General features: G+C 75.0%; 15 protein-coding genes. 9 read left to right on the forward strand and 6 right to left on the reverse strand.

Features of this window, described 5'->3' with window-relative positions; translation table 11 throughout:
• Positions 1-19: 19 nt before the first annotated feature.
• The gene (locus E9565_RS04530; RefSeq protein WP_236834183.1) at positions 20-580 is read right to left on the reverse strand and encodes a hypothetical protein; all 561 of its coding nucleotides are present in this window, start codon (positions 578-580) and stop codon (positions 20-22) included.
• A gap of 68 nt (positions 581-648) precedes the next feature.
• Here E9565_RS04530 and E9565_RS04535 point away from each other — a divergent pair, with 68 nt between their 5' ends.
• A complete protein-coding gene (locus E9565_RS04535; protein ID WP_236825245.1) occupies positions 649-1,236 on the forward strand; it encodes a TetR/AcrR family transcriptional regulator in 588 nt (195 codons plus the stop codon).
• A gap of 102 nt (positions 1,237-1,338) precedes the next feature.
• Here E9565_RS04535 and E9565_RS04540 read toward each other — a convergent pair whose 3' ends face one another.
• Genes E9565_RS04540 through E9565_RS04550 form a run of 3 tightly spaced genes read right to left on the reverse strand, consistent with a single transcriptional unit; the run spans position 1,339 to position 4,530 of the window.
• A complete protein-coding gene (locus tag E9565_RS04540; protein ID WP_236834184.1) occupies positions 1,339-3,027 on the reverse strand; it encodes a DUF885 domain-containing protein in 1,689 nt (562 codons plus the stop codon).
• Between the two features lie 36 nt (positions 3,028-3,063).
• Positions 3,064-4,077 carry an NADPH:quinone reductase gene (locus tag E9565_RS04545; RefSeq protein ID WP_236825243.1) on the reverse strand — a complete coding sequence of 338 codons (1,014 nt, stop codon included), beginning with the start codon at positions 4,075-4,077 and terminating at the stop codon, positions 3,064-3,066.
• Positions 4,078-4,113: 36 nt separating this feature from the next.
• Entirely contained in the window at positions 4,114-4,530 is a 417-nt protein-coding gene (locus E9565_RS04550; protein WP_236825242.1) for a hypothetical protein, read from the reverse strand.
• A gap of 158 nt (positions 4,531-4,688) precedes the next feature.
• On the opposite strand from E9565_RS04550, the gene E9565_RS04555 reads away from it, so the two are divergent.
• On the forward strand, positions 4,689-5,150 hold the full coding sequence (locus E9565_RS04555; protein ID WP_236825241.1) for a hypothetical protein: 462 nt from the start codon (positions 4,689-4,691) through the stop codon (positions 5,148-5,150).
• On the opposite strand, the gene E9565_RS04560 is transcribed toward E9565_RS04555, so the two are convergent.
• The gene (locus E9565_RS04560) at positions 5,137-5,577 is read right to left on the reverse strand and encodes a cupin domain-containing protein (RefSeq protein WP_236825240.1); all 441 of its coding nucleotides are present in this window, start codon (positions 5,575-5,577) and stop codon (positions 5,137-5,139) included. The genes E9565_RS04555 and E9565_RS04560 overlap by 14 nt on opposite strands.
• Before the next feature lie 149 nt (positions 5,578-5,726).
• Here E9565_RS04560 and E9565_RS04565 point away from each other — a divergent pair, with 149 nt between their 5' ends.
• Both E9565_RS04565 and E9565_RS04570 read left to right on the forward strand, forming a co-directional pair.
• A complete protein-coding gene (locus E9565_RS04565; protein WP_236825239.1) occupies positions 5,727-6,197 on the forward strand; it encodes a CoA-binding protein in 471 nt (156 codons plus the stop codon).
• Between the two features lie 33 nt (positions 6,198-6,230).
• Entirely contained in the window at positions 6,231-7,043 is an 813-nt protein-coding gene (locus E9565_RS04570) for an alpha/beta hydrolase (RefSeq protein WP_236834185.1), read from the forward strand.
• Here the strand turns inward: E9565_RS04570 and E9565_RS04575 are convergent.
• On the reverse strand, positions 7,030-9,633 hold the full coding sequence (locus E9565_RS04575) for a bifunctional FO biosynthesis protein CofGH (protein WP_236825237.1): 2,604 nt from the start codon (positions 9,631-9,633) through the stop codon (positions 7,030-7,032). The genes E9565_RS04570 and E9565_RS04575 overlap by 14 nt on opposite strands.
• Before the next feature lie 378 nt (positions 9,634-10,011).
• On the opposite strand from E9565_RS04575, the gene E9565_RS04580 reads away from it, so the two are divergent.
• The 5 genes from E9565_RS04580 to E9565_RS04600 are packed head-to-tail and all read left to right on the forward strand — an operon-like array spanning position 10,012 to position 14,042.
• On the forward strand, positions 10,012-11,448 hold the full coding sequence (locus E9565_RS04580) for a 2-hydroxymuconic semialdehyde dehydrogenase (protein ID WP_236834186.1): 1,437 nt from the start codon (positions 10,012-10,014) through the stop codon (positions 11,446-11,448).
• Positions 11,445-12,221: a 2-keto-4-pentenoate hydratase gene (locus E9565_RS04585; RefSeq protein ID WP_236834187.1), complete on the forward strand. Its 777-nt coding sequence runs from the start codon at positions 11,445-11,447 to the stop codon at positions 12,219-12,221. The genes E9565_RS04580 and E9565_RS04585 overlap by 4 nt, the downstream gene beginning before the upstream one ends.
• The gene (locus tag E9565_RS04590) at positions 12,218-12,643 is read left to right on the forward strand and encodes a RidA family protein (protein WP_236834188.1); all 426 of its coding nucleotides are present in this window, start codon (positions 12,218-12,220) and stop codon (positions 12,641-12,643) included. Before E9565_RS04585 ends, E9565_RS04590 begins: the two co-directional genes overlap by 4 nt.
• Positions 12,644-12,681: 38 nt before the next feature.
• A complete protein-coding gene (locus E9565_RS04595) occupies positions 12,682-13,260 on the forward strand; it encodes a 3-hydroxyanthranilate 3,4-dioxygenase (protein WP_236834189.1) in 579 nt (192 codons plus the stop codon).
• Positions 13,261-13,265: 5 nt separating this feature from the next.
• Positions 13,266-14,042: a S9 family peptidase gene (locus tag E9565_RS04600; protein ID WP_236834190.1), complete on the forward strand. Its 777-nt coding sequence runs from the start codon at positions 13,266-13,268 to the stop codon at positions 14,040-14,042.
• Position 14,043 lies beyond the last annotated feature (1 nt).

Here is a 14,043-nt window from a genome sequence, read left to right on the forward strand (position 1 = left end):
CCGCAGGCGTGCCGCGGCGTCAGCGCACGGCCGTCGATCCGGCGCCTGCGCGGCTCAGCGCGCGGGCGGTCTCCCACACCGGCCAGCCGAGCAGCCAGGTGACCGCGACGATGCCCACCGGGGCCAGCGGGCCCCACAGCGGGGAGTCGTCCACGCCCGGCCCGGTGACCGCGGCCAGCCCGGCGAGCACCCCCGCGGCGACGGCGGCGCCCAGCAGGAAGAGGCCGTAGTCGCGCCACTCCTTGCGCACCCGGGCCGACGTGCCGGACGGCGGCGCCGGGGCGGGCGGGGGGCCGCCGGCGAACCGGTGGGCCACCCGCACGTCGGCCCAGCGGACGAGGTCGTGGCCGAACGCCACGGAGAAGCCCAGGTAGAGCGCGGCCAGCCCGTGGGTGGCGTCCGGCGCGGCACCGCTGCCCAGGTCGACGGCGGTCAGCACCAGCAGGACGGCGTCGACCAGAGGCACGCCGAGCAGCAGCGCGCCGCCCAGCCGGGGACGGCGGAGCACGTACCGGGTGAGCAGCCCCGCGGCCAGCACGACCCAGAAGCCGATCTCGCACGCGATGATCGCGACCAGCACGGAGCACTCCCTCGATCCAGCACGGTTGTACCGCTACCGTAGCAGTACGACTGTGCTAAAACGGGTGCGTGCCACGGGAGGTCGATCGGGACGCGCGCCGCCGGGCGCTGGCCGAGGCGTTGTGGCGGGTCGTCCGTCGCGACGGCATCGACCGGGTCTCGGTGCGCACGGTGGCGGCGGAGGCGGGCACCAGCCCCGGCGCGCTGCGCCACTGGTTCCCCAGCCAGGACGACCTCGCGGCGTTCGCGCTGGAGACGGTGGTCGAGCGGGTGGCGCACCGGCTCGCCGACCGTCTGCCGGGGATGGGGCCGCGGGACGCCGCGCTGTACCTGCTGGAGCAGCTGCTGCCCCTGGATGCGGAGCGCCGCGAGGAGACCGCGGTCTACCTCGCCTTCCTCGGTCGCCCGCAGACGGAGGAGCGGCTGCGCCGCATCCGGTCGGCCGCCGAGGAGGGCAGCCGGCTCGCGGTCGCGTCCGCGCTGCGGATGCTCGCCGAGGCTGGCGCCCTCGGTGGCCGCGATCCTGACGGGGAGGTCGACCGGCTCTACGCACTGGTCGACGGCCTCGCGCTGCACGGCACGCTGTGGCCGGAGCGGTTCCCCGCCGCGGACCTGCGCCGGGTGCTGCACGAGCACCTGGCCTCGCTCGCCGGCTGAGTCGCCGCAGGGGACGAGCTGCACCGCGCCGGGTCGAGCCCCGTGCGCCCACGACTCGACCCGTCCTGGCCCGGCTCGACCCGCCGGCCGTCTCCGTCCGGCTCAGCGGCGGGCGAGCTCGGCGGCCAGGGGGTCCAGGCCCAGCTGGCCGAGGGCGAGGACGTCGCGGTGCCACTGCGCCAGGTCGAACGCGTCGCCCGCCCGCCGCCGGGCCTCCTCGCGGCAGGTGAGGAGCACCCGCTCGCCGACCTTGTAGACCGGCGCCTGCCCGGGCCAGCCGAGGTAGCGGTGCAGCTCGTCCACGCGCATGGCGTCATCCATGCTCACGTGCCGGCGCAGGAAGGCCAGGGCGACGTCGTAGTCCCACCGTGCGCCCGCCGCCGCACCCGCGGGGATCGGCAGGTCCAGGTGCAGCCCGATGTCGAGCACGACCCGCGCGGCCCGCAGCTCCTGGGCGTCGAGCATGCCCAGCCGGTCGCCCGGGTCGTCGAGGAAGTTGAGCTCGCCCATCAGCCGCTCGGCGTAGAGCGCCCAGCCCTCGGCGTTGCCCGAGCAGGAGCAGAGCAGCCGCTGCCACCGGTTGAGCCGTTCCGCGTCGTGCACCGCCTGGCCGATCTGCAGGTGGTGGCCCGGCACGCCCTCGTGGAAGACGGTCGTGGTCTCCCGCCAGGTCGTCATCTCGTCGACGCCCTCGGGCAGCGACCACCACATCCGGCCCGTCCGGCTGAAGTCCTCGCTGGGGGCGGTGTAGTAGACCCCCTCGCCCGAGGTGGGGGTGAGCCGCCCCTCGATGCGGCGCACCGGCCCCGGGATGTCGAAGTGCACGCCGTGCAGCGCGGCCACCGCGCGGTCGGCGGTCTCCTGCAGCCAGGCCTGCAGCGCGTCGCGGCCGCGGATGATCCGCGCCGGGTCGGCGTCGAGGGCCGCCATCGCGCCGGCCACCCCCGCGCCGGGCGCGATCTCCTCGGCCACCCGTTCCTTCTCGGCGACGATGCGGGCGAGCTCGGCCCAGCCCCAGTCGTAGGTCTCGTCGAGGTCCAGCCGCGCGCCGGTGTGGTACCGGGACTCCACCAGGTAGCGGTCGCGCCCCACGCCGTCGGCCTCGGGCGCCAGCGGCAGCAGCACCCGCTCGAGGTGCCCGGCGAACCCCAGCAGCGCGCCCGACGCCCGCTCGGCGCCGTCGGCGAGGTCGCGGCCCAGGGCGCTGCGGGCCTCCACCGGCGCCTCGCGCGCCAGCCGGGTGAAGAAGCCGGGCCGCTCGGGGGTGCCCGCCCACTGCCGCGCCCGCTCGGCCGCCAGCCGCACCTGCCGGGCGGCGGAGGCCCGGCCCCGGTCGGCGGCGACGCCCAGGCCGCGGGCGTACCCGAGCAGGGCCGCGGGCATCGCCGCCAGCCGCACCGCGACGGCGGACCAGTCCTCGTCGGACTCCGTGGGCATCAGGTCGAACACCTCGCGGAAGCCCTGCAGCGGGCTGTCGACGGTGTTCAGGTCCGCCTGCGCGTAGCCGGCGTCGTAGCGGTCGAGCTCGGCACCGAGCCGCTCCACCATGGCGCTGCGGGCGATCTCGTCCCGCCGGTCGACCGGCTCCAGCGCCTCGGCCTGCGCCCGGGTGCGGCGCAGCAGTTCGGCGTGCGCGGCGTGCCCGTCGGTGCTCAGGTCCGGCCACCGGTCGTCGTGCCCCCGCACCCCGATGTAGGTGGCGACCACCGGCTGCGCCGCCGCGTAGCTGTCGACGAAGCCGTCGGCGAGCAGGTCCAGCGGGGACGGCGGGCGCGCGGGGGGAGCGGTCACCGGGCTCACGCTATCCCGGTGCGGGGGCGGTGCCCGCTAGGCGGTGACGTCGACGAGCACCTTGCCGACGGCGCCGTCCCGCACCGCCTGGTGGGCGGCGGCGGTCTCGGCGAGCGGGTGCACGTGCAGCGGGAGGCCGGCGTCCTCGCCGACCCGGATCGCGCCCTCGGCGACCGCGGTGGCGACGTCCTCGATGCCGAGCACCTTGGCCCGCTCGGGCTCGGTGTAGACCAGCACGAACTGCCAGCGGGCGTTCGGCCCCATCTGCGCGCGCACCGGCACGGTCACCTCCGCGCCGCCGTCGTCCGCGTACATGGCGACCGCGCCGTGCATCCCGATCACCTGCGCGTCGACGGCGGCGTTGACCGCTGCCGAGACCTCGACGATCGCGTCCACGCCCTTCGGGGCGATCTTCCGCACCTCGGCGACGACGTCCTGCTGCCGGTAGTCGACGACGTGGTCGGCGCCGGCCGCGGCCGCGAGCTGCGCCTTGCGCGGGCTGCTCACCGTGGCGATGACCGTCGCATCGGCCCAGCGGGCGAGCTGGATGGCGGCGTTGCCCACCGCGCCGGCGCCGCCCTGCACCAGGACGGTGTGGCCGGTGAGTGCCCCGGCGCCCAGCCGGTCGGGGAGGGACTCGGCGACGGTCAGGCAGCGGTGCGCGGTGAGGAACGGGATGCCGAGAGCGGCGCCCAGCTCGAACGGCGTCTGCTCGCCCAGCAGGACGACGTGCCGCGCGGGGACGACGGTGAACTCCGCGGCGGTCCCCCAGGGGCGCTGCCAGGCGGCCTCCCAGATCCACACCCGCTGGCCGAGCATCGCCGGGTCCACGCCCTGTCCGACGGCGTCGACGGTGCCGGAGCCGTCCTGGTTGGGCACCTGCCCGTCCGGGCCGGGCTGCGCGTTCGTGCGCGACTTCCAGTCGGTGGGGTTGACGCCGGAGAAGGCGACGCGGACCCGCACCTCGCCGGGGCCGGGGCGGGGCACCGGGCGGTCGGTCAGCTCCAGGACGTCGGGGCCACCGGGACGGGTGTAGGAGATCGCGCGCACGCAGCGCCCGCTACCCGGCACCGGGCGATCGATGCGTCAGCCGGGCGGGGCGTCGTCGTCCGTCGGCCACTCCGGGAGCGGCAGGCCGGACACGGTGAGCAGCCGCTCGACGGTCTGCTCCACGACCTCGTCGGTCGGCGGGACGCCGCCGGGCGAGGCCATCAGCCGGCGCACCTCGGCCGGCTCGAGCTCCGTGCCCACCGCGTCGCGGACCCACCGCGCGTAGCCCTCGGCCTCGGCGTCGACGTCCACGGGGGCGGAGGCGTCGGGCTCGTCGAAGTAGACGCGGGGCTCGTAGCCGAGGAAGAAGCGGCCGCCGGAGGCGTCGGCGGCGCGGTAGTCCACGGTGGCGATGTCGCTGTCGTGCACGTCGACCATGAGGAACGGCACCGCGGTCGGCCGTCCCGTGCGCCAGCGCCCCTCGCTGTAGACGAGCGTGCCGAAGTACCCCATGACCCGAGGCTAACCGCCCGAGCCGGCGCCGGACCGCCGCGCCGGCAGGCCCGGTCTCACGGCCCCGCGCTCACGACCGACCCGTCGAGCGGTTCCCGCCACTACTCTCCGGCGATCCGGGTGGCGCTCCTGCGGGGGCCGAGGGCGAGGAGCCAGGCGTGGACGGACGGCGGATCCTGAGGGCGCTGGCCGTCGGCATCGCGGCGGCGGTGCTCGGCGGAGCGGTCGGGGCCGTGCTGACGCGGGGGCTGATGCGGCTGGTCGCGCTCGTGGCCGAGGGCGATCCGGCCTTCACCTGGAGCGGCCTGGCCTTCATCGCGATCTTCTACGTCGTGTTCCTGGCCCCCGGCGCCGTCGCGCTGGCCTGGAGGCGGTCCCGCTGGTCGCTGGCCGTGCTGGCTCTCGGCGCGGTCGCCATCCCGGTCCAGGCGGCCGGGATCGCGCAGAGCGACCTCGAAGGCGTCGGCCCGCTGAGCGCCGGCCGGTGGATCGCGCTCACCGCGCTGTTCGTGGCCGTGGCAGTCGTGTACGCGTTCCAGGCGGTGCTCGTCCACCGGGTGGCGTGCTCGGGTGGGCGGGATCGAGGGCACGAGCCGGCGGCGCGGCTCACAGCTGCGTGAGCGACCCCGGCGGCAGGTTGACGACGACGGCCTCCTGGCTGCTCCGGGCGAGGACCACGACCGCCTCCTCGTCGCCGGGGTTCTCCTCCCGGTGCGGCGTCCAGGGCGGCACGAAGACGTAGTCGCCCGGCTCCGGGGTCAGCCGCACCTCCTCGCCGTCGCGGGCGAACACGAACACCGGCCGGCCGGAGACGACGTAGATGCCGGTCTCGGAGTCGCCGTGGTGGTGGTTGGCCGAGGCGGTGCCGGGCGCGACGTGGGCCTGGCCCATCCAGACCTTCTCCGCGCCCACGGTCTTCCCGGACACGGCTTCCTTGCGGGTCATGCCGCTGCTCTGGCCGGTGTCGGTGGAGAGCCCGGCCGCCGGGATGTGGCGCAGCGGCGCGTGCCAGTCGTCGTTGCCGGCCTGTGCCGTGTCCTCTGCCATGTGCGGACGCTAGCGCTCCCGGTCGCGGCGGTGCCACCGGCCGGCGTGCGGGTCCGACGGACGTGCGGCCCGGGTCCAACGCCCGTGGTCCGGCGCGGTGCCGGCCAGCAGCGTGGGCAGCCTCAACCCGACGTCGACCGGAGGTGCCCGTGATCCCCGTCAAGCAGGCCGCCGAAGAGTTCCTCGGCCACCGGCGCATCGCCGTGACCGGCGTGTCCCGGTCGGCCAAGGACCACGGCGCCAACGTCGTCTACAAGCGGCTGCGCGAGCGCGGCTACACCGTGTTCGCCGTCAATCCGAACGCCGAGCAGGTCGAGGGCGACACCGCCTACCAGGACCTCGGGTCGGTCCCCGGGGGAGTGGAGGCGGTGGTGATCGGCACCAGCCCGGCGCACGCGGAGGAGACGATGCGCGAGGCCGTGGAGCTCGGCATCGGCCGCGTCTGGATGCACCGCGGGCCTGGTGCCGGCAGCGTGTCCCCCGAGGCGGCGCGGTACGGCCGCGAGCACGGCGTGACGGTGATCGACGGCGGCTGCCCGTGCATGGTCGGCCCGACCGCCGACTTCGGGCACAAGGTCATGCACGCGTTCGGCGTGGGGCACATGCCCAAGCGCGTGTGAACCAGGCGGGATGATCGGCAGGTGCGGCGCAGGGTGCTGGTGGGTGCGGCCGTCGTCGTCCTGCTGTGCACTCTGCTCGTGGGTCTGCCCTGGGCGTTCCAGCGCCACCTCGTCTACCTGCCCGACGCCGGACCCGTCCCGCCGGCGGCGCAGGCCGTGCCGGGCGCGCGGGACGTCGTGCTCGAGACCGACGACGGCCTCCGGCTGGGCGCCTGGTTCGTCCCCGCCCGCACGCCGGACGCTCCCGGGGTGCTCGTCGCCAACGGCAACGGCGGCCACCGCGGCATGCGGGCGCCGCTGGCGCGGGCGCTCGCCGACGAGGGGCTCGCCGTCCTGCTCTTCGACTACCGCGGCTACGGCGGCAACCCGGGAAGCCCGAGCGAGGAAGGGCTGGCGCGCGACGTGCGGGCGGCGCGGGACTTCCTGCTCGGGGACGGCGGGGTGCCGGCCGACCGGGTCGTCTACTTCGGGGAGAGCCTCGGCGCGGCGGTGGTGACCGGGCTGGCGGTGGAGCACCCGCCGGCCGGGCTGGTGCTCCGCTCGCCGTTCGTCGACCTGGCCGCGGTGGGCAGCGAGCACTACCCGTTCCTGCCGGTGCGGGCGCTGCTGCGCGACCGCTACCCGGTGGCCGAGCGGGTCCGGGGGATCGAGGTGCCGACGACGGTCGTGCACGGCGGCGCGGACTCGATCGTCCCGCCGGCGCAGAGCCGGGCGGTGGCCGACGACGCCGCCGCACTGCACCGGGTGGTGGAGGTCCCCGGAGCCGACCACAACGACCCCGTGCTGCTCGCGGGGGACGAGGTGGTCGCGGCGGTGGTGGAGCTCGCCTCCCTCAACGGGGGGTGATCGACAGGGTGAGCCGGGCGCGGCCCTCCGCAGAGCGGGCGGTGGCGATCCGCTCGGCGGACGGGGTGCCGTACTCGGTGGTCCGCTGCCGGGCCGGCCGGCCGATCGCAACGGCCATCGCCTCGAGCTCGGCGATGGTCTTCAGCGAGCCGTTCTCGCTGCCGGCCATCCGGCTGATCGTCTCCTCCATCAGCGTGCCGCCCAGGTCGTTGGCGCCGCCCCGCAGCACCGCCTGGGTGCCGGTGTCGCCGAGCTTCACCCACGAGGTCTGGATGTTGCCGATCCGCCCGTGCAGCAGCAGCCGGGCGACTGCGTGCACCGCCCGGTTCTCCCGAACGGTCGGCCCCGGCCGGGCGACGCCGGCCAGGTAGATGGGGGAGTTGTGGTGCACGAAGGGCAGCAGCACGAACTCGGTGAAGCCACCGGTGCGGTCCTGCAGATGGCTGAGGGTGCGCAGGTGCGCGACCCAGTGCGCCGGGGTGTCGACGTGGCCGTACATCATCGTCGACGTCGTCGGGATGCCGACCTCGTGGGCGGTGCCGATGATCTCCAGCCAGGTCGCCGTCGGCAGCTTGCCCTTGGTGAGCACCCAGCGGACGTCGTCGTCGAGGATCTCGGCCGCCGTCCCCGGGATCGAGTCGAGCCCCGCCTCCTTAAGCCCGGTGAGGAAATCGCGGAACGGCAGGCCGGTGCGCGCCGCCCCGTTGACGATCTCCATGGGGCTGAACGCGTGCAGGTGGATGGCGGGCTGCCGCTGCTTCACCTCGCGGGCGAGGTCGAGGTAGGCCGTGCCGGGCAGGTCGGGGTGGATGCCGCCCTGCATGCAGATCTCCGTCGCCCCGGCGGCCCACGCCTCGTCGACGCGGTCGCCGACCTGGCTCATCGAGAGCGTGTAGGCGTCGGCGTCGGTGCGCCGCTGGGCGAACGCGCAGAACCGGCAGCCGGTGTAGCAGACGTTGGTGAAGTTGATGTTCCGGTTCACCACGTAGGTGACGTCGTCGCCGGTGACGTCGTGGCGCACCGCGTCGGCCAGCGCGCACAGCGCCTCGAGGTCGTCGCCGTCGGCCCCCAGCAGTGCCAGGTACCCGGTGTCGGAGAGCCCGGCCGGGTCCTGCTCGGCGCGCCGGAGGGCCGCGCGGACCTCGGGGTCGCCGGCGGTCAGCGCCGTCGAGTGCCCGTCGCGGGCAGACGTCGTCCGGTCGCGGAGCTCGGACCAGTCGCCGTAGACGGCGTCGAAGTCGCTGCGCCGGTCCGTGGTCCGCCCGACGGTGTCGACCTCGACGTGCAGGTCGACCCGGCCGGACGACGTCCACGCCTCGTCCGGCTCCTGCCACGGCAGGCCCACCGGCAGCCGTCCCTCGACCGCCAGGCCGTCGGGGCCGGCGAGCGCCGAGACGTGCGGCCGCACGCGCGGGTCCAGCCACGGCTCGGGCTGCCGCACGTACGGCGGCTGGGCGGCCAGCCGTTCGCGCAGCTCGAACCCGGCGTAATCGGACAGCTTGGCCAACTCATCCAGGTTCGGCCACGGCCGCTCGGGGTTCACGTGGTCGGGGGTCAGCGGGGAGACGCCGCCCCAGTCGTCGACCCCGGCGCGCAGCAGCAGGCCCAGCTCGGTGGAGTCGGACAGGTTCGGCGGGGCCTGCACCCGCGCCTTCGGGCCGAGCAGCAGCCGGGTGACGGCGACGGCGGCGACGTACTCCTGCAGCTCCAGGTCGTCGTGCGCGGCCATGGCGGTGCGCGGCTTGGCCCGGAAGTTCTGGACGATGACCTCCTGGACGTGCCCGTGCCGCTGCGCCGCGGCCCGGATCTGCAGGACGGCGTCCACCCGCTCGGCGTAGTCCTCGCCGATGCCCAGCAGCACGCCGGTGGTGAACGGGACGGCGGAGCGCCCGGCGTCCTCCAGCACCCGCAGCCGGACGACGGGCTCCTTGTCGGGGCTGCCGAAGTGCGGGCCGCCCTTCTCCGACCACAGCCGCGTCGCCGTCGTCTCGAGCATCATCCCCATCGAGGCGGAGACCGGCTTGAGCCGCTGGATCTCCTCCCACGACAGGACGCCGGGGTTGAGGTGGGGGAGCAGGCCGGTCTCCTCGAGCACCCGGATCGCCATCGCCCGCAGGTAGCCCAGCGTGGAGTCGAAGCCGTGCGCCTCCAGCCACTCGGCGGCGACCGGCCAGCGGTCCTCCGGGCGGTCGCCGAGGGTGAACAGCGCCTCCTTGCAGCCCAGCGCGGCGCCGTCCCGGGCGATCTGCAGCACCTCGTCGGGGGAGAGGTAGGGCGCCTTGCCCTCCTTGCGCAGCTGCCCCGGTGTCGTCACGAAGGTGCAGTAGTGGCAGCGGTCGCGGCAAAGATGGGTGAGCGGGATGAACACCTTGCGGCTGTAGGTGACCACGCCCGGCCGCCCGGCGCTGGCCAGCCCCGCGTCGCGGACCCGCGCGGCGGCGGTGAGCAGCCGGTCCAGCGGGTCGCCCTCGGCCAGCCCGCGCGCGTGCAGCAGGGTCTCGGCCTCGACGGCGTCGAGGGCCACCCCGCGCTCGGCGCGCACCAGGGCGCGGCGGAGAGCGGACTCGGACGGTGCGGGGAGCGCAGTCATAGCGCCTCCGACGCTAGCCCTCGGATCCCCGCGACTCGATCTGTGTCCCCGGATGTGAGGCCGATCACGGGGAGGGCGGCACCGACGGTGACGGCTCCACGGTGACGCACGGCGGGGCGGCACGCGGCCGCTGAAGGTCCAGGCGTCTCCCGACCTTCCGTACGGAAAGCGCCGGCCGGCATGTGGCGCTCGACGGCCCTTCCTCAGCACCGAGGACCTGATCGAGACTTTGCCCCCAGCACCCGATGGCCCGGGTGCTCCGGACCGCGGTACGCCTCTCCGTGCCGCCCGATGCGCTGAACAGGTGGATCGCCAGTGACCCAGACGACGGCGTCCGTCCGACCAGGGACGGGGTCCGCAGGACCCACCCTGCCCAACGTGGTGGACGGCGAGCGGGTCGAGACCGGTGAGCTGTTCGTCAAGCTCAACCCGGTCGACGGCTCGGTCGTGGCCCGTGTCCACGAGGCCGACGGTGCGACCGTCGACCGCGCGGTGGCCGCGGCTCGCCGCGCCCTGGCCGGCCCGTGGGGCCGCCTCGGGGTCACCGCCCGGGCGACGCTCCTGCGTCGCGTCGCCGACCGCATCGAGGAGCGGTTCGAGGAGTTCGTGGCGGCCGAGGTCGCCGACACCGGCAAGCCGGTCACCCAGGCCCGTGCGCTGGACGTCGCCCGGGCGGTGGCGAACTTCCGGTCCTTCGCCGACACCATCTCGGCGGCCGGGCTGACCTCCTACCAGACCGAGACGCCCGACGGCCGGGGGGCGCTCAACTACGCCGTGCGCTCCCCTCTGGGCGTCGTCGCGGTCATCGTGCCGTGGAACCTGCCCCTCCTGCTGCTGACCTGGAAGGTCGCGCCGGCGCTGGCCTGCGGCAACGCCGTCGTAGTGAAGCCGTCGGAGGAGACGCCGTCCACCGCCACGCTGCTGGCCGAGGTGCTGCAGGACGCGGGCGTCCCCGACGGGGTCTACAACGTCGTGCACGGCTTCGGGCCCGGTTCGGCCGGCGAGGCGCTCACCGCCCACCCGGGCGTCGACGGCGTGACCTTCACCGGATCCTCGGCGACCGGCAGCGCGATCATGCGGGCGGTCGCGCCGCGGGTGCGGCCGCTGTCCTTCGAGCTCGGCGGCAAGAACCCCGCACTGGTCTTCGCCGACGCGGACCTGGACGCGACGATCGAGGGCCTCACCCGCTCGGTGTTCGCCAACACCGGGCAGGTCTGCCTGTGCACCGAGCGCGTGTACGTGGAGCGCCCCGTCTTCGACGAGGTCGCCGAGCGGCTGACCGCCGCGGCGCGGGCTCTCCGCCTGGGCCGCCCGGACGACGACGACACCACGACCGGCCCGCTGATCAGCCGGGGGCACCGGGAGAAGGTCCTGTCCTACCTGGAGCTGGCCCGGCAGTCGGGGGCCACGGAACTGGTGGGCGGGGGGATCCCCGACCTCGGCGCCGACCTGGAGGGCGGCGCGTGGATCGAGCCGACGCTGTGGACCGGCCTGCCGCAGGACGACCGCGTCCTCCACGAGGAGATCTTCGGACCGGTCGCGGCGCTGGTGCCGTTCGACACCGAGGACGAGGCGGTGGCGCTGGCCAACGACACCGAGTACGGCCTGGCCGCGGCGACCTGGACCACGGACCTGCAGCGCGGTCACCGGGTCGCGCAGCGGCTGCGGGTGGGCATCAGCTGGGTCAACACCTGGTTCCTGCGCGACCTGCGCTCGCCCTTCGGCGGCACGGGGCTGTCGGGCATCGGCCGCGAGGGCGGGCAGTCCTCGCTCGAGTTCTACACGGAGCAGACGAACGTGTGCGTGAAGCTGTGACCACGACCCCGCGCGTGGACCACGCGCTGGTCGACCGCCTGGACGACGCCGTCACCGGCGTCCACGACGTCGTGAACGCCGAGGCCACCGACGTCGACGCCGCCTACGCCGTCCAGGAGGCGCTGGTGGCCCGCCGGCTGGACCGGGGCGCCCGCCAGGTCGGCTGGAAGCTCGGTTTCACCAGCTTGGCGAAGATGGCGCAGATGGGCGTCTCCGACGTCATCGTCGGCCGCCTGACCTCGGACATGCACGTGCCCGACGGTGGCGCCGTCCACCTGCCCCGCCTCATCCACCCGCGCGTGGAGCCCGAGGTCGCCTACCGCCTGGCACGCGACGTCTCCCCGGACGACGACCTGCTCGCGGCCGTGGACGCGGTGGCACCGGCGCTGGAGATCATCGACTCGCGCTACCGGGACTTCTGCTTCACCCTCGCCGACGTCGTCGCCGACAACACCTCGGCTGCCGGCTTCGCGATCGGCCCGTGGACGGCACTGCGGGACGCCGGAGAGCTCGGCGGGCTGCCGGTGGCGCTCTCCGTCGACGGCGAGGTCGCCGAGACCGGGACCACCGACGCCATCCTCGGCCACCCGCTCGAGGCGCTGCCGGCCCTGGCGGGCATGGCGCGCCGGCGTGGCTTCCGGCTGCGCGCCGGTCAGGTGATCCTGGCCGGCGCAGCCACCGCCGCCGTCCCGCTCACCGCCGGCACGAGCGTCGTGGGGCGCGTGGACGGGCTGGGGTCGGTGCGCATCGAGGTCTCCGGAGAAGCCCGATGACCGGCGACCGCGCGGTGACCGTCGCCGGCAAGGCGACGCCCCGCGGGCGGTTCCCGCACGTGAAGGTCGCCCGGGGGATGGCCTGGGTGTCGGGCACGAGCAGCCGTCGACCGGACGACACGATCGCGGGGGCCGAGCGCGGGGACGACGGGGAGGTCGTCCTCGACATCGCGGTCCAGACCCGAGAGGTCCTGGCCAACATCGCCGACATCCTCGCCTCGGTGGGCGCCTCGACGAGGGACCTGGTCCAGGTGACGACCTACCTCGTGTCCATGGCCGACTTCGACGCCTACAACGCCGTCTACGCCGAGCACTTCGACGAGGACGGCCCGACCCGCACGACGGTCGCCGTCGCGGAGCTGCCCCACCCGCACCTGCTCATCGAGATCCAGGCTGTCGCGGTCCTCCCGGACCGCGGCTGAACCGCACCACGGCCGACCACGAAGAGGAGAACCCGCACATGCCCGACCCGCGCGAACTCAAGGCCTTCAACTTCCAGTCGTGGATCGAGGAGCACCAGCACCTGCTGAAGCCGCCGGTCGGCAACGTGCAGGTCTGGGAGGACGCGGACCTGATGGTGACCGTCGTCGGCGGGCCCAACCAGCGGACCGACTTCCACGACGACCCGATCGAGGAGTTTTTCTACCAGCTCAAGGGCAACATGGTGCTCCGCGTGATGGAGGAGGAGGGGCAGCCGCCCACGGACGTCCACATCCGCGAGGGCGACATCTTCCTGCTCCCGCCGCACGTCAAGCACTCGCCGCAGCGTCCCGAGCCGGGCAGCATCGGCCTGGTCGTCGAGTTCGCGCGTCCGCAGGGGCAGCGGGACGCCGTCGAGTACTACTGCATGGAGTGCAACCACCGGATCTTCCGGGCGGAGCTGCAGCTGACGTCGATCGTCGACGACCTGCCGCCGGTGTTCGAGACCTTCCTGTCGGACGAGCAGGCGCGCACGTGCGGCAACTGCGGCGCTCTCCACCCGGGCAAGCAGTGGCCGGAGCACCTGCGCCCGGTCACCGGGACCCCGGCGAACGCCTGAGCGGCGTGGACGTCGTCCGGGTCCCGGAGCCGGTCCGGCCGGAGGACCGCTCGGTCCTGGCGCGCCCGGCTCCGGGACCGGACCTCGTCCTGCGCTACGGCGCTGGCGACGAGCAGGTGTGCGACGTGCGGATCGGTGGTCCGGCGGCGACCGCGCGCCCGCTCGTCGTCCTCTTGCACGGCGGCTTCTGGCGCCCCGAGTACGACCGGGCGCACGTGCGCCCGATGACCGACGCGCTAACGCACGCCGGCTGGACGACGGTGACGCCGGAGTACCGGCGCATCCCCGGCCGACCCGACGCCACCGTCGCCGACGTCCGCGCGGCGCTGCGGGAGGTGCGGAGATCCGACCTGGCCGCGGCGCACGGGGGCGGCCGGCTCCTGCTGGCCGGGCACTCGGCGGGCGGTCACCTGGCGCTGCATGCGGCGGCGACGGCGTCCGAGGACGTCGTCGGCGTCCTGGCTCTCGCGCCGGTGGCCGACCTCGGCCTGGCGGCCGCCCTGGCCCTCGACACCGACGCGGTGCCGGCCTTCCTCGGCTGTCCGGCGCCGGCCCGCACCGACCTGGACCCGGCGCGGCTGCCCGCCGCGGTCGCCGCCGTGCACCTCCTCCACGGCACCGACGACGACGTCGTCCCCGTGGTGCTCAGCGAGGCCTACCGCCGGTGCAACCCCGGTGCCGTGCTCACCACCGTCCCGGCGGGCCACTTCGCGCTGATCGATCCGGACAGCGACGTCTGGCCGGCCGTGCCGGCCGCCCTGGACGGGCTCGCCGCGGTCTGAC

This window comes from Blastococcus sp. KM273129, assembly GCF_021698995.1.
Classification (GTDB): Bacteria; Actinomycetota; Actinomycetes; order Mycobacteriales; family Geodermatophilaceae; genus Blastococcus.

Bases quoted from the DNA above. Each gene is read 5' to 3' on its own strand.
- E9565_RS04550 (WP_236825242.1), bottom strand. From the start codon at position 4,530: ATGGGGTACTTCGGCACGCTCGTCTACAGCGAGGGGCGCTGGCGCACG.
- E9565_RS04560 (WP_236825240.1), bottom strand. From the start codon at position 5,577: ATGGCAGAGGACACGGCACAGGCCGGCAACGACGACTGGCACGCGCCG.
- E9565_RS04575 (WP_236825237.1), bottom strand. From the start codon at position 9,633: ATGACTGCGCTCCCCGCACCGTCCGAGTCCGCTCTCCGCCGCGCCCTG.
- E9565_RS04590 (WP_236834188.1), top strand. From the start codon at position 12,218: ATGACCGGCGACCGCGCGGTGACCGTCGCCGGCAAGGCGACGCCCCGC.
- E9565_RS04595 (WP_236834189.1), top strand. From the start codon at position 12,682: ATGCCCGACCCGCGCGAACTCAAGGCCTTCAACTTCCAGTCGTGGATC.